Here is a 19096-nt window from a genome sequence, read left to right as displayed (position 1 = left end):
ACCGCTCGTCCGGACCGGGTGAGGGCATGACCGCCCGCAGTGCTGTACCGGCCGGACGGGCGGTCCGTGCGCTGCCGACCGGATCGGCGGTGCGCGTCCGGGTGCCGGCCACGTCGGCGAACCTCGGCCCCGGCTTCGACTCGCTCGGCCTCGCGCTCTCGCTCTACGACGAGGTCGTGGTGCGCGTCCGCCGCGAACCCGGCGCGACCGTCACCGTCGAGGGCGTCGGTGCCGGCGAGGTCGCCACGGACGACACGAACCTCGTCGTCCGTGCGGTCCGCCGGGGCCTGGAGCACGCCGGTGTCGACCAGCCCGGACTCGAGCTGCACGCCACGAACGCGATCCCGCACGGCCGCGGTCTCGGTTCCTCCGCCGCGGCGATCGTCGCCGGGCTGATGGCTGCCCGTGGTCTGCTCGAGGGCATCGTCGACCTGGACGCCTCGACGCTCCTGACCCTGGCCACCGAGATGGAGGGCCACCCGGACAACGTCGCGCCGGCGCTCTTCGGCGGCCTGACGATCGCGTGGATGACCGCCGAGGGCCCGGCCTACAAGCGGCTCCTGGTGCACCGCGGTGTCGCCCCGGTGGTGTTCGTGCCGACCTCGACGCTCTCGACCAAGCTCGCGCGCTCCCTGCAGCCCGAGCAGGTCCCGCACGCCGACGCCGCGTTCAACGTCTCCCGCTCGGCGCTGCTCGTCGCCGCGCTCATCCAGAGCCCCGAGCTGCTGCTCGCCGCGACCGAGGACCGTCTGCACCAGGCGTACCGCGCCAGCGCCATGCCCGAGACCGACGCCCTGATCCGGTTGCTCCGGCAGCACGGCCTCGCCGCGGTGGTCTCCGGTGCCGGGCCGAGCCTGCTCGTCCTCGGCAGCGACCCGGCACAGCGCCTGACCGCCGCCGAACTGGTGCAGCGACACGCCGAATCCGACTGGCGGCCGCTCATGCTGGCCGTCGATCTCGGTGGTGCTACAGTGGCAGCGCACTCGGCGCTCGAAGCCGAACCCGCGTAACCGTACGGATCGCTCGTCCTCAGGACAGCTCCTGCGACGTCGCAGGGTCCGGTGCGCGAGTGTGCATCTCTTTCTGATCACCGAATCCCGATCCGTCGTCTGAACGGCGGTCGATGCTCACCCTGCATCCGGGACGGTGGAAACTCTCCGCGTTCTGCGGTTCGAAAGGAAACACCGACCTTGACCGACAACAACTCCGCCCAGGTGGAGATCCCCAGCGACCTGCGTGCCCTCCGTCTCCCGGAGCTCCAGCGCATCGCCTCCTCGCTCGGCATCACCGGGCTCTCCAAGCTCCGCAAGGGCGACCTGATCGCCTCCATCGAGGACAAGCGTCCCGTCGACGAGACGCCGGCCGCCCCGGCCGCCGCCGTCGTCGCCGAGACCCCCGCCGAGCCGGCCGCCACCGAGCAGCCGACCCTGCCGGAGCCCGCCGAGACCCCCGCGCAGCCCGCTGCCGAGGCACCCGTCGCCGACTCCGAGGCACCCGCCGAGTCGGCCGCCCCGAGCCGTGCCCGTCGTTCGCGCCGCGCGTCGTCCGGTGGCACCGTGAACGCCGGGCCGACCTCGGCCGCCGAGCACACCAACCACGGCCAGACCGGCACCGAGGACCTCCTCGCCGGGCTCGACCAGGTCCGCGCCGAGAAGGACGCCCAGGAAGCCGCGCAGTCCGGCTCGCAGCGCCGTGGCCGTGGCCAGCGGAACGCCGAGCAGCGTGGCACCGACCAGCGTGGCACCGAGCAGGGCCAGCAGGCGTCGACACCCGCCGAGGCCGAGCAGCCGAGCCAGGCGGCCCAGCAGGGCCAGCAGGCCCCGACGTCCGCCGTCCAGGCCGACCAGGACCAGAACGAGTCCGGCGACCAGAACGACCAGGGCGACCAGAACTCCGAGCAGGGCGAGGGCGGCTCGCGTCGCGGTCGTCGCAGCCGTGGTCGCGGTCGTGGCCGTGGGCAGAACGCCGAGAACGGCGAGCAGCAGAACGGCGCCGACCAGCAGAACGGCGGCCAGAACGGCGGCCAGAACACCGGCCAGCAGAAGCAGAACGGCGCCGACCAGCAGAACCAGCCGAAGCAGAACGGCGGCGAGCAGCAGAACGGCCAGCAGAACGGCGGCCAGAAGCAGAACGACCAGCCGAAGCAGGCCGAGGCCAAGCAGGACGACAAGGCCGACCAGAAGCAGCAGCAGAACGCCGGTCAGCAGAAGCAGCAGACCAGCGGCCAGCAGAAGCAGCAGCAGCAACAGCACGCTGACGAGGCCGAGAGCGGCCGCAGCCGTCGCCAGCGCGACCGCAAGCGCGGCCGTGGCGGCCAGAACGACGACTTCGAGCCCGAGGTCACCGAGGACGACGTCCTGATCCCGATCGCGGGCATCCTCGACGTCCTCGACAACTACGCGTTCGTCCGCACCACCGGGTACCTGCCGGGCCCGAGCGACGTCTACGTCTCCCTCGGCCAGGTGAAGAAGTACCACCTGCGCAAGGGCGACGCCGTCGTCGGTTCGATCAAGCAGCCGCGTGACGGCGAGCAGCAGAGCCGCCAGAAGTACAACGCGCTCGTCGCCGTCGAGTCGATCAACGGCCAGTCCGCCGACGAGGCCGCGGCCCGCGTCGACTTCAACGACCTCACCCCGCTGTACCCGAACGAGCGCCTGCGTCTCGAGACGGAGCCGGGCAAGCTGTCGACCCGCATCATCGACCTCGTGTCGCCGATCGGCAAGGGCCAGCGCGGTCTCATCGTGTCCCCGCCGAAGGCCGGCAAGACCGTCGTGCTGCAGGCCATCGCGAACGCCGTCGCCAAGAACAACCCCGAGGCGCACCTGATGGTCGTCCTCGTCGACGAGCGGCCCGAAGAGGTCACCGACATGCAGCGCACGGTGAAGGGCGAGGTCATCGCCTCGACCTTCGACCGTCCCGCCGAGGACCACACCACCGTCGCCGAGCTCGCCATCGAGCGTGCGAAGCGCCTGGTGGAGCTGGGCCACGATGTCGTGCTCCTGCTCGACTCGATCACCCGCCTGGGCCGTGCGTACAACCTGTCGACCCCGCCGTCGGGCCGCGTGCTCTCCGGTGGCGTCGACTCGGCGGCGCTGTACCCGCCGAAGCGCTTCTTCGGTGCCGCGCGCAACATCGAGGACGGCGGCTCGCTGACCATCCTCGCGACCGCGCTCGTCGAGACCGGCTCCAAGATGGACGAGGTCATCTTCGAGGAGTTCAAGGGCACCGGCAACATGGAGCTCCGCCTGAACCGTCACCTCGCCGACAAGCGGATCTTCCCCGCCGTCGATGTGAACGCCTCCGGTACCCGTCGCGAGGAGCAGCTGCTCTCCGCCGACGAGGTCAAGATCACCTGGCGTCTGCGCCGGGCCCTCGCCGGGCTCGACCCGCAGCAGGCCCTCGAGATCGTGCTGCGGAACCTCAAGGAGACGCAGTCGAACGTCGAGTTCCTGGTGCAGGTGCAGAAGTCGGTCCCCACGACCGGCGCCCACCACAACGGTCACCAGGAGTAACGCGTGTTCGAGTCGGTAGCGGGGCTGCTGGCGGAACACGAGGACCTGACGCTGCAGCTGTCGGACCCCGCGCTCCACGCCGATGCGGCCCGGGCGAAGAAGGTGAACCGGCGGTACGCCGAGCTCAACCAGATCAAGTCCGCGTACGAGGCCTGGCAGGCGGCGGGGGACGACCTCGCCGCCGCCCAGGAACTCGCGCGTGAAGACGCGGCGTTCGCGGACGAGGTCCCCGGGCTCGAGGAGCAGCTGTCGGAGCGCCAGGAGCGTCTCCGCCGGCTGCTCATCCCGCGCGACCCTGACGACGGCCGTGACGTCATCATGGAGATCAAGGGCGGCGAGGGCGGCGAGGAATCGGCGCTGTTCGCGGCCGATCTGCTGCGCATGTACTCGCACTACGCCGAGACCAAGGGCTGGAAGGTCGAGCTCCTCGAGCGCACCGAGTCCGACCTGGGTGGCTACAAGGACGTCCAGGTCGCGATCAAGTCGAACACGACCGATCCGTCCCAGGGCGTCTGGGCGCACCTGAAGTACGAGGGCGGTGTGCACCGCGTCCAGCGGGTGCCGCAGACCGAGTCGCAGGGGCGCATCCACACCTCGACCACCGGTGTGCTGGTGTTCCCCGAGGTGGACGAGCCCGAAGAGGTCCAGATCAACCAGAACGACCTCAAGATCGACGTCTACCGGTCCTCCGGCCCGGGCGGGCAGTCCGTCAACACGACGGACTCCGCAGTCCGCATCACCCACCTGCCCACGGGCATCACGGTGGCGATGCAGAACGAGAAGTCGCAGCTGCAGAACCGCGAGGCCGGCATGCGTGTGCTCCGCGCACGCATCCTCGCGCGGCAGCAGGAGGAGCTCGACGCGATCGCTTCGGACGCGCGCAAGTCCCAGATCCGCGGGATGGACCGTTCGGAGCGCATCCGCACGTACAACTTCCCGGAGAACCGGATCGCGGACCACCGCACCGGGTACAAGGCGTACGACCTCGACCGCGTGATGAACGGTGCCCTCGAGCCCGTCATCCAGTCCGCCATCCAGGCGGATGAAGAGGCACGTCTGGCCGCCATCGGCGACCAGGACGCGTAACCGCACACCCAGCCTGGAGGCCCGGATCACCGCCGACACGCCCCTCACGTACGCCGCGGATCGCCTGCTCGAGCAGGCGACCGCGGCGCTCGTCGCCGTCGGCGTCCCGACGCCCCGGGTCGACGCCGAGCTGCTGCTCGCGTGGGCGACCGACACCTCGCGCGGTGCCGTCCAGGCCCGTGCACTCATCGGTGGCGGCATCGCGCCGGAGCACGTCGAGCGCTTCCGGCACGCCGTCGCGCGCCGAGCCACCCGTGAGCCGCTGCAGCACATCACCGGGCAGGCGTACTTCCGCGCGCTCACCCTGGCCGTCGGACCGGGCGTGTTCGTGCCCCGTCCGGAGACCGAGGGCGTGGTGCAGTTCGGCATCGACGCACTGCGGGCGAACGCGGTCCCCGAACCGATCGCCGTGGACCTGGGCTCCGGCAGCGGTGCGATCGCGATCGCGATGGACACCGAGGTGCCGAACGCCGTGGTCTACGCCGTCGAGCGGTCGGCCGAGGCCCTGCCCTGGACCCGGCGGAACGTCGACGCCCACGGTGGGACCGTCCGGCTCGTCGAGGGCGATCTCGCCGACGCGCTGCCGGAACTCGACGGCACCGTGTCCGTCGTCGTGTCGAACCCGCCGTACGTGCCGGACGACGCGATCCCGATCGACCCCGAGGTCCGCGACCACGACCCGGCGATGGCCCTCTACGGCGGTCCCGACGGCCTCGACGCCGTCCGGGCTCTCGCCGAGACGGCCTGGCGGTTGCTGGTGCCCGGGGGAGTCCTGGTCGTCGAGCACGCCGAGCCGCAGGGCGCCGGCGTGCGGCAGGTCCTGGCGCGCCGGGGGTTCCGCACGCCGGAGACGCACGTCGACCTGACGGGGCGCAACCGCACGACCACCGCGACGCGCTAGCCGGAGCCGGGCCGCGCCTCCCGTCACTCGTCCGTGTGTGCGTGTGCCGGGTGGATCCGGGCGTACCTGGTGGGATCGGGCGTACCGGGTCGTTCGGAATGACCAGGTGTGCCCGTTCCTGCTTTCCAGCGCGACCGCGATGGGAAGGAACGGGCGTGGCGGGCGCGGGGCGGGCCTCCCGTCCCTCACTCGTGCGTGCGTGTGCCGGGTGGGTCCGGGCGTACTTGGTGGGATCGGGCGTACCGGGTCGTCCGGAATGACCAGGTGTGCCCGTTCCTGCTTTCCACCGCGACCGCGATGGGAAGGAACGGGCGTGGCGGGCTACGCGACGGGGGAGGCCTCGCGCTGCTGTGCCGCGACGAACGCGCGGACGTGCTCGCGCAGGTCGGTGTCGTGCTCGACCAGGACCGCGTGGATGCCGATGCTCCGCGCTCCCGCGACGTTCTCGGGCATGTCGTCGGCGAAGAACGTGCGCTCCGCGGGGACGCCGTGGTGCGCGACCGCACGCTGGAAGACCTCGGGCTCGGGCTTCCGGGCACCGAAGTTGCTCGACGTGTCCAGGTGTTCGCCGAAGACCTCGGGCAGGGACGGCGCCCACTCGTGGATCCAGCGGCCGGCCAGCGGACCGTTGTTCGTGAGCAGTCCGACACGCCCGTGCTCGCTCGCGATCCGGACCGCCTCGATGCGTTCCGGCAGCTCGGTCATGGCGGATCCGCGGATCCGGGCCCAGTCGGCCTCGGGGACGTCGCACTCCATCGCGCGCTCGAACGCGGCCAGGTACTCGTCGCCGTCGGCGAACCCACCGGCCTCGGCACGCATCTCGTGTCCGCAGTCCCACCAGCGGCGACGGAGCTCCTGGAACTCGTGTCCGGTGAACTCGGAGAGTGCGGCCATGCGCACCTGCCAGTCGTACCGGACCAGGACGTCGTCCATGTCGAAGAGGAACAGGAGCGGGGGTGCGGGCGTCTCGTTCACGATGTCCACCATTGTGTCGCACTATCATCGTCGAGTCATGGCATCCCGATACGACTGCACCGACTCCGACGGGCTCCTGACCGGGATGCGGCTCGCACGTGCCGCCCTCGGACGCGGAGAGCTCGTCGTGGTCCCCACCGACACCGTCTACGGCCTCGCCGCGGACGCCTTCAGCGCGACGGCCGTGCAGCGGCTGCTCGACGCGAAGGGCCGCACGCGGCAGTCGCCGCCGCCCGTGCTCATCCCTGGACCGCCCACGCTCGACGCCCTCGCCAGCGAGGTCCCGCAGCCGGTGCGCGACCTGGTGGCCGAGTTCTGGCCGGGCGGGCTGACCGTCATCCTGCACGCACAGCCGTCGCTCGACTGGGACCTCGGCGAGACACGCGGCACCGTCGCGCTGCGCATGCCGGACTCGCGGATCGCCCTCGAGCTGCTGCAGGAGGTCGGGCCGCTCGCGGTCTCGTCCGCGAACTCCACGGGCGACCCGGCCGCGATGGACGTCGACGCCGCCGAGCGCATGCTCGGTGACAGCGTCGCGATCTACCTGGACGGCGGACCCGTCGAGGTGCACGGCGGCTTCGAAGCCAGCACCGGCTCGACGATCGTCGACGCCACCGGGTTGTCGGACGGCGGGAAGCTCCGCATCGTCCGGCACGGGGTGATCCCCGACGAGGAGATCATCCGGGTCGTCGGAGCCGACCTCGTCACATGAAGTACTACCTGCTCGCCGGGGCCATCGCCGCGGTCGTGAGCTTCGTGATGAGCCTGATCGTCTGGAAGCTCGGGCTGAAGTACAAGTGGTACCCGCAGGTCCGCGAGCGGGACGTGCACCGCACCCCGACGCCGCGGCTCGGCGGCATCGCGATGTACATCGGCGTCATCGTCTCGCTGCTCGCGGCCTGGTTCCTGTTCCCGTCGATAGCGGGGACCGACTACTTCCGGCTCGTGTTCTCCGAACCGGGTCGCGTGCTCGCGGTGCTCGGGGGAGCGACCATCATCGTGGTCCTCGGTGTCGCGGACGACATCTGGGACCTCGACTGGATGACGAAGCTCGCCGGGCAGATCATCGCGGCGGGCATCCTGGCCTGGCAGGGCGTCGCGATCGTCTCGCTGCCCATCGGCAACACGCTGGGCGTCGGCTCGTCGTACATGAGCCTGATCTTCACCGTGCTGGCGGTGGTGCTCGTGATGAACGCGGTGAACTTCATCGACGGGCTCGACGGCCTGGTGGCCGGCGTCGCGATCATCGCCGGCGGGGTCTTCTTCCTCTACACGTTCTTCATCAACCGCGTGGTCGTGCAGACCGAGTTCTTCTTCAACCTCCCGTCGCTGCTCACCGCGGTGCTCGTCGGGGCCTGTTTCGGCTTCCTCATCCTGAACTGGCACCCCGCAAAGCTCTTCATGGGCGACGCCGGCGCGCTGCTCGTCGGGTTCCTGATGGCCACGAGCGCAGTGTCGGTCACGGGCAACATCGACCCGGCGGCGGTGCAGACACGCCAGGCGCTGCTGCCGGCGTTCATCCCGATCCTGCTGCCGTTCGCGATCCTGATCGTGCCGATCCTGGACTTCGGGCTCGCGGTCACCCGACGGCTCAGCGCGGGCAAGTCGCCGTTCTCGGCCGACCGGAAGCACCTGCACCACCGCCTGCTCGACATGGGGCACTCGCACTTCCACGCGGTGCTGATCTTCTACGCGTGGACCGCGACCGTCGCCTTCGGGTGCCTGCTGTTCCTCTTCGTGGACTGGTACTGGGTCGTCGTCTTCGTGTCCGTCGGCTTCACCGTCTGCGCCGTCGCGACGTTCGCGCCGCTCGGCCGCAAACGCACCGAGATCGCCGCCCAGACCGCCAACCGTTCCGCCGCCGTGGTGGATGCCAGCCTCGACCCGCTCGACCGGGCCGCCAACGACCGCACGATCCCTGGAGACATCACGTGACCGCACCGAACGCGCTCGACCACGTCCGGCCGGTGTTCCGCCGCATCATCACCTGGGGCGCGGTCCTCGCCGTCGCCCTGGCGGTGGTCGGCGGGCTCATCGGGTTCCTCGTCGCGGACGGCCCGGGGCTGGTCGGGGGACTGCTCGGCGCCGTGCTGAGCGTCGTGTTCCTCGGGCTCACCGCCGTCAGTGTCCTCGTCGCGCTGCGCGTCTCCAAGGGGCAGATGATCTCCGGTGCCTTCTTCGGCATCGTGATGGGCACCTGGCTGCTCAAGTTCATCGTCTTCATCGTGCTGCTGGTCCTGCTCAAGGACCGCGACTGGGTCGACTTCCCGGTGCTGGCGATCGTGATCATCGCGGGGGTCGTCGGCTCCCTGGTGATCGACGTCGTCGCCGTCGCGAAGGCCCGCATCCCGATCGGCGTCCGGCTGCCGGGCGACGGCCTCGACGACTCCGCGGACGCTGGGAACCCGACCCCCCGCGTCTGAGAAGCCGGGAAGCCTCTCGCACCTGATAGGCTTCTCGAAGTCCGCTACCGGAGCCTTTCGCTCGGGGCGGACGAGCCTCCACAACGTCCACCATCGCGTGCCATGATGTGCGCGCGCCGACACAGGAGACAGCGCTGCTATCCCACGCTCTTCCCCTGTCCCTCTCCGCTGCGGTTGACACCGTCGCGGCGGGGAGCAGCAAGGCCGCCGAGTTCCATGGTCCGTCGATCAACGAGTTCTTCCCGGATGCGATCTTCTTCGCCGGGACGCCGTTCGAGATCGATCGGGTCGTCCTCATCCGCTTCTTCGCCGTCGCCGTTCTGCTGGTGTTCGCGTTCGTGGGTACCCGTGCACTGAAGCTCGTGCCGAACCGCGGTCAGGCGTTCATCGAGTACGCGTTCGACGTCGTCCGTCGCAACACCTTCGACAACCTCGGAGAGAAGGACGGCAAGCGCTTCCTGCCGCTCCTGGCGACGATCTTCTTCGGCGTGCTGTTCATGAACCTGACCGGTCTGATCCCGGGCATGAACCTCGCCGGCACCAGCCGCATCGCGATGCCGATGATCCTGGCGATCGTCGCGTACCTCGCCTTCATCTACGCCGGTCTCCGCAAGCACCCGGGCACGTTCCTCAAGAACTCGCTCTTCCCGCCCGGGGTGCCGTGGCCGCTGTACATCATCGTGACGCCGATCGAGCTCGTCTCCACCTTCGTGCTCCGTCCCGTCACCCTGACGCTGCGACTCCTGATGAACATGGTTGTGGGGCACCTGCTCCTCGTGCTGTTCTTCTCGGCCACGCAGTTCTTCTTCTTCGACGCTTCGCTCGGCTTCAAGGCCTTCGGCGTCGGGACCATCGCGTTCGGCATCGCGTTCAGCTTCTTCGAGGTCCTCGTCGCGCTGCTGCAGGCCTACGTCTTCATGCTCCTCACCGCCGTCTACATCCAGCTGGCGCTGGCCGACGAGCACTGATTCCTCACTGACCCCCTACGGGACCGGCGACCGTCGGACCCGCACCTCGAAAGGAAAACACGTGGACGCAACGACCGTTCTCGCGGAGATCAACGGCAACATCGCGACGGTTGGCTACGGCCTCGCAGCGATCGGCCCGGCCATCGGTGTCGGCATCGTCGTCGGTAAGACGATCGAGTCCGTCGCTCGCCAGCCCGAGCTCCAGGGCCGCCTGACGACCCTCATGTACATCGGTATCGCCTTCACCGAGGCCCTGGCCTTCATCGGTATCGCCACGTACTTCATCTTCACCAACTAAGGTTCCTCGATGCAGAACGCACTCATCATCGCGGCGGAGGAAGCGCACAATCCGCTGATCCCGCCGGTGTACGACATCGTGTGGTCGGCGCTCGCCTTCGTCATCATCTTCGTGGTGATGTGGCGTGTCGTCACGCCGCGCATCACGAAGATGCTCGATGAGCGCACCGAGGCCATCGAGGGCGGCATCAAGAAGGCCGAGGCCGCTCAGGAGCAGGCCGCCGCTGCGCTCGACGAGTACAACAAGCAGCTCGCCGATGCACGCGCCGAGGCTTCGCGCATCCGTGAGCAGGCCCGCGCCGACGCCACGGCGATCGGCAACGAGGTCCGCGAGCAGGCGGCCGCCGATGCAGCACGCATCACGGCCAACGCCCAGGCGCAGATCGAGGCCGAGCGCCAGAGCGCCGTCCAGGCACTCCGGTCCGAAGTGGGCACCCTCGCGCTGGACCTCGCGTCCGGTGTGATCGGTGAGTCCCTCAAGGACGACGCCAAGTCGACCGCAGTGGTCGACCGCTTCCTCGCCGACCTCGAGGCCTCGCAGGCCACGAAGACGGGGGAGCACTGAGCATGCGCAGCGCTACCAGAGAAGCACTCGCGTCCACCAGGGCGGTGCTGTCGGACCTCGGTCCGAGCGCCGGCCTGGCCGCGGGTGCCGAGATCCTCGCCTCCGGGCGTGCGATCGCCGGTGCGCCGCAGCTGCTCGGGCTGCTGTCCGACCCCACGGCCGACGCGGCCGGCAAGAAGGTCCTCATCGACCGTGTCTTCGCCGGGCAGTCGGACGCGACGCGTGCGGTCCTGACCGCGGTGGCCGGCTCGCGCTGGTCCTCGCAGCAGGACCTGCTCGCTGGCATCGAGGACGCGGGCATCCGCGCCGTCGCCGCCACCGCGGGTCCGGACTCGTCGATCGAGTCGGAGCTGTTCGCCTTCGAGACCGCCGTCCGTTCGGACGCCGGACTCGAGCTGGCGCTCGGCACCAAGCTCGGCAGCCCCGAGCAGAAGGGCGCGCTCGTCGAGCGGCTCCTCGGTGCCAAGGCCTCGGAGCAGACGATCACTATCGTGTCAGCCCTGGTGCAGCAGCCCCGCGGCCGCCGCATCGGTGAGATCGTCCGCGACGCCTCGCGCATCGTGGCCGAGCAGGCCGGCAAGCTCGTCGCGACGGTCGTCACGGCGACGCCACTGACCCCCGCCCAGTCGGCCCGCGTCACGCGCGGTCTCTCCGAGCGGTACGGCAAGGACATCAGCATCAACCAGGTCGTCGACCCCACGGTCGTCGGCGGGGTCCGGGTGCAGATCGGCGGCGACGTCATCGACGGCACCGTGTCCACGCGACTCTCGGAGCTCCGGCTCCAGCTCGCCGGCTAGGCGTACGGTCGAAGCCGCTCCTCCCCAAGTCCACAACGGGAACTGCCGAGTCCGGCAGCGTCACCCTCTCGGAGCCGAAGGGCCCCGGAAAACCACAAGGAAAATCCCATGGCAGACATCACCATCAGCCCCGATGAGATCCGTGATGCCCTGAAGGACTTCGTCTCGAACTACGAGCCGACGAAGGCCTCCACGGCCGAGGTCGGGCACGTCACCGACGCCGGTGACGGCATCGCCCACGTCGAGGGTCTCCCCGGCGTCATGGCGAACGAGCTCATCCGCTTCGCGGACGGCACGCTCGGCCTGGCGCAGAACCTCGACGAAGACGAGATCGGCGCCATCGTGCTCGGCGAGTTCGGCGGCATCGAGGAGGGCATGGAGGTCACCCGCACGGGTGAGGTCCTCTCCGCCCCCGTCGGCGACGCCTTCCTCGGTCGCGTCGTCGACCCGCTCGGCGCCCCGATCGACGGTCTCGGCGAGATCGCCGCAGAGGGCCGTCGCGCCCTCGAGCTCCAGGCTCCCGGCGTCATGGCCCGCAAGTCGGTCCACCAGCCGCTGCAGACCGGCATCAAGGCCATCGACGCGATGATCCCCGTTGGCCGTGGTCAGCGTCAGCTGATCATCGGCGACCGCCAGACCGGCAAGACGGCCATCGCGATCGACACGATCATCAACCAGAAGGCCAACTGGGAGTCCGGCGACGAGGAGAAGCAGGTCCGCTGCATCTACGTCGCCATCGGTCAGAAGGGCTCCACGATCGCCTCCGTCAAGGGTGCGCTCGAGGACGCCGGTGCGATGGAGTACACCACCATCGTCGCCGCTCCGGCCTCCGACCCGGCCGGCTTCAAGTACCTCGCCCCGTACACCGGTTCGGCCATCGGCCAGCACTGGATGTACCAGGGCAAGCACGTCCTCATCATCTTCGATGACCTGTCGAAGCAGGCCGAGGCCTACCGCGCGGTGTCGCTCCTCCTGCGTCGTCCGCCGGGCCGCGAGGCCTACCCGGGTGACGTCTTCTACCTGCACTCCCGTCTGCTGGAGCGTTGCGCGAAGCTGTCCGACGAGCTCGGCGCCGGTTCGATGACGGGTCTCCCGATCATCGAGACCAAGGCGAACGACGTCTCGGCGTACATCCCGACGAACGTCATCTCCATCACCGACGGCCAGATCTTCCTGCAGTCGGACCTCTTCAACGCGAACCAGCGTCCGGCCGTCGACGTGGGCATCTCGGTGTCCCGCGTCGGTGGTGACGCCCAGGTGAAGTCGATCAAGAAGGTCTCCGGCACGCTGAAGCTCGAGCTGGCGCAGTACCGCTCGCTCGAGGCGTTCGCGATGTTCGCGTCCGACCTCGACCAGGCGTCGCGTCGTCAGCTGGAGCGCGGTGCGCGTCTGACCGAGCTCCTCAAGCAGCCGCAGTACTCGCCGTACCCGGTCGAGGAGCAGGTCGTCTCGATCTGGGCCGGCACGAACGGCAAGCTCGACACCGTCCCGGTGCCGGACGTGCTCCGCTTCGAGTCCGAACTGCTCGACCACCTGCGTCGCAACTCCGATGTCCTCACGACCCTGCGCGAGACGAACCAGCTCAGCGACGAGACCGTCGCCGAGATGGACAAGCAGATCGACGAGTTCACGAAGAGCTTCCAGACGAGCGACGGCAAGACCCTCGGCTCCGAGCAGTTCGACGCGGCTGACGCCGAGGACGTCGACCAGGAGCAGATCGTCAAGGGTCGTCGCTAGATGGCAGCGCAGGTCCGGGTCTACCGCCAGCGGATCAAGTCGGCGAAGACCACAAAGAAGGTCACCCGCGCCATGGAGCTGATCTCGGCGTCGCGGATCCAGAAGGCGCAGGCCCGCATGGCTGCGTCCGGTCCGTACTCGCGGGCCGTCACGCGTGCGGTGTCGGCCGTGGCGACGTTCTCGAACGTCGATCACGTGCTGACCACCGAGCCGGAGTCGTCGACCCGTGCAGCCGTCGTGCTCTTCACCTCGGACCGCGGCCTGAACGGTGCGTTCAGCACGAACGTCCTCAAGCAGGGCGAGGAGCTCGCCTCCCTGCTCCGCAGCGAGGGCAAGGACGTCGTCTACTACCTGGTCGGCCGCAAGTCCGTCGGGTACTTCGCGTTCCGTGAGCGTCCGTCCGAGCAGCAGTGGGTCGGCAACACCGACCAGCCGGAGTTCTCGACGGCCAAGGAGATCGGCGACGCCGTCGTGGCGAAGTTCCTCCAGGACACCGCTGACGGCGGCGTGGACGAGATCCACATCGTGTTCAACCGGTTCATCAGCCTGGCGACCCAGGAGCCGCAGGTCGTTCGCCTGCTGCCCCTCGAGGTCGTCGAGGGCATCGACGAGCCCGAGGGCAACGAGCCCCTGCCGCTCTACGAGTTCGAGCCGGACGCCGATGCGGTGCTCGACTCGCTGCTCCCGGTCTACATCGAGAGCCGCATCTTCAACGCCATGCTGCAGTCGGCTGCTTCCGAGCACGCCGCGCGTCAGAAGGCGATGAAGGCGGCCAGCGACAACGCCGACTCGCTGATCCGTGACTTCACCCGACTCGCGAACAACGCGCGTCAGGCGGAGATCACCCAGCAGATCTCCGAGATCGTCGGCGGCGCCGACGCCCTCTCGTCGAAGAAGAAGTAGTCCGCGTCGTTCGCGGACAGATACCCACCCTCAGGAAGGCACCAGCCATGACCGACACCGCAACCACCGCGGTCGAGACGTCGTCGGCGCCCGGTGTCGGCCGGATCGCCCGTGTCACGGGCCCCGTCGTCGACATCGAGTTCCCCCACGACGCAATCCCGGAGATGTACAACCTCCTGTTCACGACCATCACCATCGGTGACTCGTCGCAGGAGATCGGCCTCGAGGTCGCCCAGCACCTCGGCGACGACCTCGTCCGTGCCATCTCCCTGAAGCCGACCGACGGCCTGGTCCGTGGCCAGGAGGTCCGTGACTCGGGCGCTCCGATCTCGGTCCCCGTCGGCGACGTCACCAAGGGCAAGGTCTTCGACGTCCTCGGCAACGTGCTCAACACGGACGAGAAGCTCGAGATCACCGAGCGCTGGCCGATCCACCGCAAGGCCCCGGCCTTCGACCAGCTCGAGTCCAAGACCTCGATGTTCGAGACCGGCATCAAGTCCATCGACCTCCTCACCCCGTACGTGCAGGGTGGCAAGATCGGCCTCTTCGGTGGTGCGGGCGTCGGCAAGACCGTCCTCATCCAGGAGATGATCCAGCGCGTTGCGCAGGACCACGGCGGTGTGTCGGTGTTCGCCGGTGTCGGTGAGCGCACCCGTGAGGGCAACGACCTCATCGGTGAGATGGAAGAGGCGGGTGTCTTCGACAAGACGGCCCTCGTGTTCGGCCAGATGGACGAGCCGCCGGGAACGCGTCTCCGCGTGGCCCTGTCGGCGCTGACGATGGCGGAGTACTTCCGCGATGTCCAGAAGCAGGACGTGCTCCTCTTCATCGACAACATCTTCCGCTTCACGCAGGCCGGCTCCGAGGTCTCGACGCTGCTCGGCCGCATGCCGTCCGCCGTGGGCTACCAGCCCAACCTCGCCGACGAGATGGGTGTGCTCCAGGAGCGCATCACCTCGACGCGTGGTCACTCGATCACCTCGCTGCAGGCGATCTACGTGCCGGCTGACGACTACACCGACCCGGCTCCGGCCACCACGTTCGCGCACCTCGACGCGACGACCGAGCTCTCCCGTGAGATCGCGTCGCAGGGTCTGTACCCCGCGATCGACCCGCTGGCGTCGACGTCGCGCATCATGGACCCGCGCTACCTGGGTGCCGACCACTACGAGACGGCCACGCGCGTCAAGCAGATCCTCCAGAAGAACAAGGAACTGCAGGAGATCATCGCCATCCTCGGTGTCGACGAGCTCTCCGAAGAGGACAAGATCACGGTCGAGCGCGCTCGTCGTATCCAGCAGTTCCTCTCGCAGAACACCTACATGGCGAAGAAGTTCACGGGCGTCGAGGGCTCCACGGTGCCGCTCAAGGACACCATCGAGTCCTTCCGCGCCATCGCCGACGGCGAGTTCGACCACGTTGCGACCCAGGCGTTCTTCAACGTCGGTGGCATCAACGACGTGGAAGAGAAGTGGGCTCAGATCCAGAAGGAGAACCGCTGACATGGCGGGTCTCAGCGTGAGCGTTGTCTCGGCTGACCGCGAGGTCTGGTCGGGCGACACCACCATGGTCGTCGCACGGACGACAGAGGGCCAGATCGGCATCCTCGCCGGACACGAGCCGATGCTCGCGATCCTGGCGCAGGGTCAGGTCCGCATCACGCGGGCCGATGGGTCGACCGTCGCGGTCGACGCCGAGGACGGCTTCCTGTCGGTCGAGCACGACACGGTGACGATCGTCGCGCGGCAGGCCGCGCTGGCGTCCTGACCGGACTGACCGTCCTGCTCCCGCCTTCGGAGACGAAGCGGGAGGGCGGGGACACGAGCCGCACGCTCGATCTGCGTGCACTCTCGTTCCCGGAACTGGCCGATGAGCGGGCCGCGGTGATCACCGCGGCCCGCTTCGTCAGTTCCGAGGAGTCCTCGGCCAGGACGGCACTCAAGCTCGGTCCGAAGTCCATCGCCGAGCGCCTCCGGAACCTCGAGCTCGACACCTCGGGCACCATGCCCGCGATCGAGCGGTACACGGGGGTCCTCTACGACCCGTTGGGCGTGCAGGACGCGGACGCGGCGACCCGTGCGTGGTGGGCGGAGCACGTGATCGTGCAGTCCGCGATGTTCGGCCCGATCGGCGCCGGTGACCCGATCCCGGCGTACCGGCTGTCGCACGACTCGCGGCTCGGTTCGATCCGGTTGGCCGCGCACTGGCCCACGGTGTCGACCCGTTCGCTGCTGACCCGTGCGGACGGCCTGGTGCTCGACCTGCGGTCCGAGGGGTACCGGCAGCTCGGGCCCTTGTCCGGAGCGGTCACACCACGGGTGGTGAGCGTTGACGGCTCCGGTCGTCGTCGTGCACTGAACCACTGGAACAAGACCGCGAAGGGCCGCCTGGTGGCGTTGCTCGCCCGCACCGGCGCGAGCATCGGCAGCATGGACGACCTGGTCGTCTGGGCGGCGGCGAACGGCGTGGTGGTCGAACGCAACGAGGGCGGCTGGGACCTGGTCGCCGAGAGCCTGGAGCCCGTCGCCGCCTGAGCGGGTTCCGCCGGCTCGTCCTCCACAGGCGTGGGTGGGGCAGCTCCGGTCCACAGATGGCCGGGGCGCCCCTGCCTGGAGGCCCGCAGCACGCTTCGATGGCGTGCATGATCCCTCTCACGGCACAGTCCGGCCCCGGCTCCGCAGTCCGTTTTCCTCGCGAGATCGCCGCGGCGGTCACCCTCCCCGCCGCAGCGGCCGCGCTGGTCGCGCCCGGCCGTGCGGACCTGTCGACGGCGGCTGCGACGGCCGTGGTGACCGCGTGCGGCGCACTCGCGCCCCGGATGGCCCTGGTGCCGTTCATCGCGGCGCAGGGCACGCCGGACCCGCGGTCGATCCGGGTGTTCGACCCCTTCGCCGACCCGACACCACCGGCGCTCCTCGGTTTCGGCCCGGCTCCCGATCGTGCCCGCGTGCGGCTCGCCGGTGACCGGTGCGCCGACGCGTGGCGAGTGTGGCGGGCGCAGGACGGCCCCTTCGACGGATCGTCGGGTGCCGCCGGTGCCCTGTCGCTCGGTGCCTGGTGTGCGTGGGCGCTGGGGTCCTGGGCCCGGGCGGAGACGCGTGCCCGGTACGCCCTCGAGACGCGCGCCGACGACCCGCTCGCGGGGCTCGTCCTGCGCTCGGTCGTCGCGGGCAGCGGGCCGTCGTGGGAGCGTCGATGACGTGGGGTCGACCGGATCGTCTACGGTGGGGGAGACCACACTGGGAGGGCTCCGGTTGTACGACGACGACATCGAGGACACCGTGATCCGGCGACCCCGACGATCGCCGGCGGGAGACCGGACGGCGGACGCCGTCGGTGACACCGTCATCCGCGGCGCAGGTCCCGTCCTCCCCGGAGCGGGTCCGGACTCCGCCCCCGGGGCCGACGACGGGGTCCTCGGTGACACGGTCATCCGGCCCCCGGTCGGTGCACCCGCCGAGGCACCGGCAGCGGTGGACGACGTCGATCCGGAGGACACCGTCGTCCGGGTGCCGGCGCGACCCGGCGCCGGAGCGGGCCCGTTCGTGGGTGCTGCCCCGGGCCTCCCGGCCGTCCCGTCGGTACCCGCCGCACCCGCGGCACGCGTGCCCTCGATCCGCATCGGCGACCGCACCTTCCGGCTCGACCACCCGGTGGTCATCGGCCGCCGGCCGTCGCTGCCCCGGGTCACACGTGATCCGCAACCCGAACTCGTGACCGTGCGGTCGGCGTACGGGCAGGTGTCGTCGTCCCACGTCCGGATGCACGCCGAGGGCGAAGCCGTCGTCGTGCAGGACCTCCGGTCCACGAACGGCACCGTCGTCCGCCCGGCCGGTGCGCCCGCCTACCGCATGGCGTCGGGTGCGTCGATCGTGGCGCTGACGGGTACGGTAGTCGAGATCGGTGACGGCAACGCCATCGAGGTCCTCTCGCCGTACCTCCGGGTCGCACCGACGGCAGAGGGGCTGCCTCCGGTTCCCCCGTGGCCCTCCGATCAGACAGCACACGGCACGCCCCGACCCACCAGAGAGCGATCCTGACACGTGACCGAACTCGGCCGAGCAGCCACTGCGCACGCCATCGACGTCCCCGGTGCCGACGGCGCCACCCTGACGCTCTCGTGGGGAGCCGCGACCGACGTCGGTCGACGGCGTGACCACAACGAGGACAGCTACATCGTGGGCGCGCCGTTCTTCGTCGTCGCCGACGGCATGGGCGGGCACCTCGCGGGCGACCGCGCCAGCGACGCGGTCGTGCGTCGGCTCGAACAGGTGACGGCCGAACCGTTCACCACGCGCCAGGGCATCCAGCGTGCACTGCTCCTCGCGACCGCCGACATCGAGCGCGCAGCCGGCGGCAACGCCATCGGCGCGGGCACCACCGTCACCGGGATCGCGCTCGTGGCCTCGCTCGGGCAGCCCGCAGCGCTCGTGTTCAACGTCGGTGACTCCCGCACCTACCGCATCGAGGACGGCGTGCTCCGCCGCGTCACCGTCGACCACTCGGTGGTGCAGGAGATGGTGGACGCCGGTCTGTTGCGTGCCGAGGACGCCGAGCAGCACCCGGACAGCAACGTCATCACGCGTGCGGTCGGCTTCGGCGAACCGCCGGCACCGGACTGGTGGACCCTGCCCCTGCGAGCCGGTGACCGCTACATCGTCTGCTCCGACGGGCTGACCAAGGAGCTCGGCGACGCCGGCATCGCGCGCATCGCGGCACGTGAGCCGGGCGCGCAGGACCTGGCGGAGCGTCTGGTGGGCGACGCCGTCGTGGCCGGCGGTCGTGACAACGTCACCGTGGTGGTGCTGCAGGTCGATGCCGCACCGGACGACGGCGACCTCGAGGACACGCTGCCGAGGCACTGACTGGCCCCCGAACTGGGGGAACGCGTCGAGCTGTGGGGGATCGGCGTGCGGAATGTCCGTCACCCAC

General features: G+C 69.7%; 20 protein-coding genes. 19 read left to right on the top strand and 1 reads right to left on the bottom strand.

Annotated features, from left to right (window positions below):
- Positions 1–26: 26 nt before the first annotated feature.
- From thrB to prmC, 4 genes are all read left to right on the top strand, one after another.
- Complete coding sequence (thrB, locus tag ABRP24_RS10200; RefSeq protein ID WP_051596800.1) at positions 27–1010, top strand: homoserine kinase; 984 nt, start codon at positions 27–29, stop codon at positions 1008–1010.
- Between the two features lie 180 nt (positions 1011–1190).
- Positions 1191–3512, top strand: coding sequence for a transcription termination factor Rho (gene rho / locus ABRP24_RS10195; RefSeq protein WP_349848701.1), 2322 nt, complete (start codon positions 1191–1193; stop codon positions 3510–3512).
- A gap of 3 nt (positions 3513–3515) precedes the next feature.
- The gene (gene prfA / locus ABRP24_RS10190; RefSeq protein WP_349848699.1) at positions 3516–4598 is read left to right on the top strand and encodes a peptide chain release factor 1; all 1083 of its coding nucleotides are present in this window, start codon (positions 3516–3518) and stop codon (positions 4596–4598) included.
- Positions 4555–5499 (top strand): peptide chain release factor N(5)-glutamine methyltransferase, encoded by a 945-nt coding sequence (prmC, locus tag ABRP24_RS10185; RefSeq protein WP_349848697.1) that lies wholly within the window; start codon positions 4555–4557, stop codon positions 5497–5499. Before prfA ends, prmC begins: the two co-directional genes overlap by 44 nt.
- 321 nt (positions 5500–5820) lie before the next feature.
- Here the strand turns inward: prmC and ABRP24_RS10180 are convergent, their stop codons facing one another.
- Positions 5821–6474 carry an HAD family phosphatase gene (locus ABRP24_RS10180; protein WP_176708906.1) on the bottom strand — a complete coding sequence of 218 codons (654 nt, stop codon included), beginning with the start codon at positions 6472–6474 and terminating at the stop codon, positions 5821–5823.
- A 37-nt stretch (positions 6475–6511) separates the two neighbouring features.
- Here ABRP24_RS10180 and ABRP24_RS10175 point away from each other — a divergent pair, with 37 nt between their 5' ends.
- From ABRP24_RS10175 to ABRP24_RS10105, 15 genes are all read left to right on the top strand, one after another.
- Positions 6512–7186, top strand: a complete 675-nt coding sequence (locus ABRP24_RS10175) for an L-threonylcarbamoyladenylate synthase (RefSeq protein ID WP_349848695.1) — start codon at positions 6512–6514, stop codon at positions 7184–7186.
- Positions 7183–8409: an MraY family glycosyltransferase gene (locus ABRP24_RS10170; RefSeq protein ID WP_027465783.1), complete on the top strand. Its 1227-nt coding sequence runs from the start codon at positions 7183–7185 to the stop codon at positions 8407–8409. The genes ABRP24_RS10175 and ABRP24_RS10170 overlap by 4 nt, the downstream gene beginning before the upstream one ends.
- Positions 8406–8897, top strand: coding sequence for a hypothetical protein (locus ABRP24_RS10165; RefSeq protein WP_035808335.1), 492 nt, complete (start codon positions 8406–8408; stop codon positions 8895–8897). The genes ABRP24_RS10170 and ABRP24_RS10165 overlap by 4 nt, the downstream gene beginning before the upstream one ends.
- Positions 8898–9004: 107 nt before the next feature.
- On the top strand, positions 9005–9865 hold the full coding sequence (atpB, locus tag ABRP24_RS10160; protein ID WP_027465782.1) for a F0F1 ATP synthase subunit A: 861 nt from the start codon (positions 9005–9007) through the stop codon (positions 9863–9865).
- Positions 9866–9926: 61 nt separating this feature from the next.
- Positions 9927–10163, top strand: a complete 237-nt coding sequence (gene atpE / locus ABRP24_RS10155; RefSeq protein WP_027465781.1) for an ATP synthase F0 subunit C — start codon at positions 9927–9929, stop codon at positions 10161–10163.
- 9 nt (positions 10164–10172) lie between these two features.
- Positions 10173–10727, top strand: coding sequence for a F0F1 ATP synthase subunit B (locus ABRP24_RS10150; RefSeq protein ID WP_027465780.1), 555 nt, complete (start codon positions 10173–10175; stop codon positions 10725–10727).
- Between the two features lie 2 nt (positions 10728–10729).
- Entirely contained in the window at positions 10730–11524 is a 795-nt protein-coding gene (locus ABRP24_RS10145) for a F0F1 ATP synthase subunit delta (protein ID WP_027465779.1), read from the top strand.
- Between the two features lie 108 nt (positions 11525–11632).
- Complete coding sequence (gene atpA / locus ABRP24_RS10140; protein WP_027465778.1) at positions 11633–13261, top strand: F0F1 ATP synthase subunit alpha; 1629 nt, start codon at positions 11633–11635, stop codon at positions 13259–13261.
- Positions 13262–14164, top strand: coding sequence for a F0F1 ATP synthase subunit gamma (locus ABRP24_RS10135; RefSeq protein ID WP_027465777.1), 903 nt, complete (start codon positions 13262–13264; stop codon positions 14162–14164).
- 47 nt (positions 14165–14211) lie between these two features.
- Complete coding sequence (gene atpD, locus ABRP24_RS10130) at positions 14212–15666, top strand: F0F1 ATP synthase subunit beta (RefSeq protein WP_017885744.1); 1455 nt, start codon at positions 14212–14214, stop codon at positions 15664–15666.
- A gap of 1 nt (position 15667) precedes the next feature.
- Positions 15668–15931, top strand: a complete 264-nt coding sequence (locus ABRP24_RS10125) for a F0F1 ATP synthase subunit epsilon (RefSeq protein WP_027465776.1) — start codon at positions 15668–15670, stop codon at positions 15929–15931.
- Positions 15928–16698, top strand: coding sequence for a peroxide stress protein YaaA (locus tag ABRP24_RS10120; protein ID WP_331279969.1), 771 nt, complete (start codon positions 15928–15930; stop codon positions 16696–16698). Before ABRP24_RS10125 ends, ABRP24_RS10120 begins: the two co-directional genes overlap by 4 nt.
- A 107-nt stretch (positions 16699–16805) precedes the next feature.
- The gene (locus ABRP24_RS10115; RefSeq protein ID WP_349848689.1) at positions 16806–17363 is read left to right on the top strand and encodes a hypothetical protein; all 558 of its coding nucleotides are present in this window, start codon (positions 16806–16808) and stop codon (positions 17361–17363) included.
- Between the two features lie 25 nt (positions 17364–17388).
- Entirely contained in the window at positions 17389–18204 is an 816-nt protein-coding gene (locus tag ABRP24_RS10110; RefSeq protein WP_349848687.1) for an FHA domain-containing protein, read from the top strand.
- 3 nt (positions 18205–18207) lie between these two features.
- Positions 18208–19029 (top strand): PP2C family serine/threonine-protein phosphatase, encoded by an 822-nt coding sequence (locus ABRP24_RS10105; protein WP_017885739.1) that lies wholly within the window; start codon positions 18208–18210, stop codon positions 19027–19029.
- The last annotated feature ends 67 nt before the right edge of the window (positions 19030–19096 follow it).

The organism is Curtobacterium sp. WHRI 8282 (assembly GCF_040223925.2).
Classification (GTDB): domain Bacteria; phylum Actinomycetota; class Actinomycetes; order Actinomycetales; family Microbacteriaceae; genus Curtobacterium; species Curtobacterium flaccumfaciens.
Note: the sequence above shows the minus strand (reverse complement) of the source record. Positions and strands in the feature narration are given on the sequence as shown.

What these genes read in the sequence shown, in the direction of transcription:
- ABRP24_RS10115 (WP_349848689.1), top strand. Translation starts at nt 16,806, where the DNA reads ATGATCCCTCTCACGGCACAGTCCGGCCCCGGCTCCGCAGTCCGTTTT.
- thrB (WP_051596800.1), top strand. Translation starts at nt 27, where the DNA reads ATGACCGCCCGCAGTGCTGTACCGGCCGGACGGGCGGTCCGTGCGCTG.
- ABRP24_RS10135 (WP_027465777.1), top strand. Translation starts at nt 13,262, where the DNA reads ATGGCAGCGCAGGTCCGGGTCTACCGCCAGCGGATCAAGTCGGCGAAG.
- atpD (WP_017885744.1), top strand. Translation starts at nt 14,212, where the DNA reads ATGACCGACACCGCAACCACCGCGGTCGAGACGTCGTCGGCGCCCGGT.
- prmC (WP_349848697.1), top strand. Translation starts at nt 4,555, where the DNA reads ATGAAGAGGCACGTCTGGCCGCCATCGGCGACCAGGACGCGTAACCGC.
- ABRP24_RS10125 (WP_027465776.1), top strand. Translation starts at nt 15,668, where the DNA reads ATGGCGGGTCTCAGCGTGAGCGTTGTCTCGGCTGACCGCGAGGTCTGG.
- ABRP24_RS10170 (WP_027465783.1), top strand. Translation starts at nt 7,183, where the DNA reads ATGAAGTACTACCTGCTCGCCGGGGCCATCGCCGCGGTCGTGAGCTTC.
- atpA (WP_027465778.1), top strand. Translation starts at nt 11,633, where the DNA reads ATGGCAGACATCACCATCAGCCCCGATGAGATCCGTGATGCCCTGAAG.
- ABRP24_RS10175 (WP_349848695.1), top strand. Translation starts at nt 6,512, where the DNA reads ATGGCATCCCGATACGACTGCACCGACTCCGACGGGCTCCTGACCGGG.
- ABRP24_RS10150 (WP_027465780.1), top strand. Translation starts at nt 10,173, where the DNA reads ATGCAGAACGCACTCATCATCGCGGCGGAGGAAGCGCACAATCCGCTG.
- ABRP24_RS10145 (WP_027465779.1), top strand. Translation starts at nt 10,730, where the DNA reads ATGCGCAGCGCTACCAGAGAAGCACTCGCGTCCACCAGGGCGGTGCTG.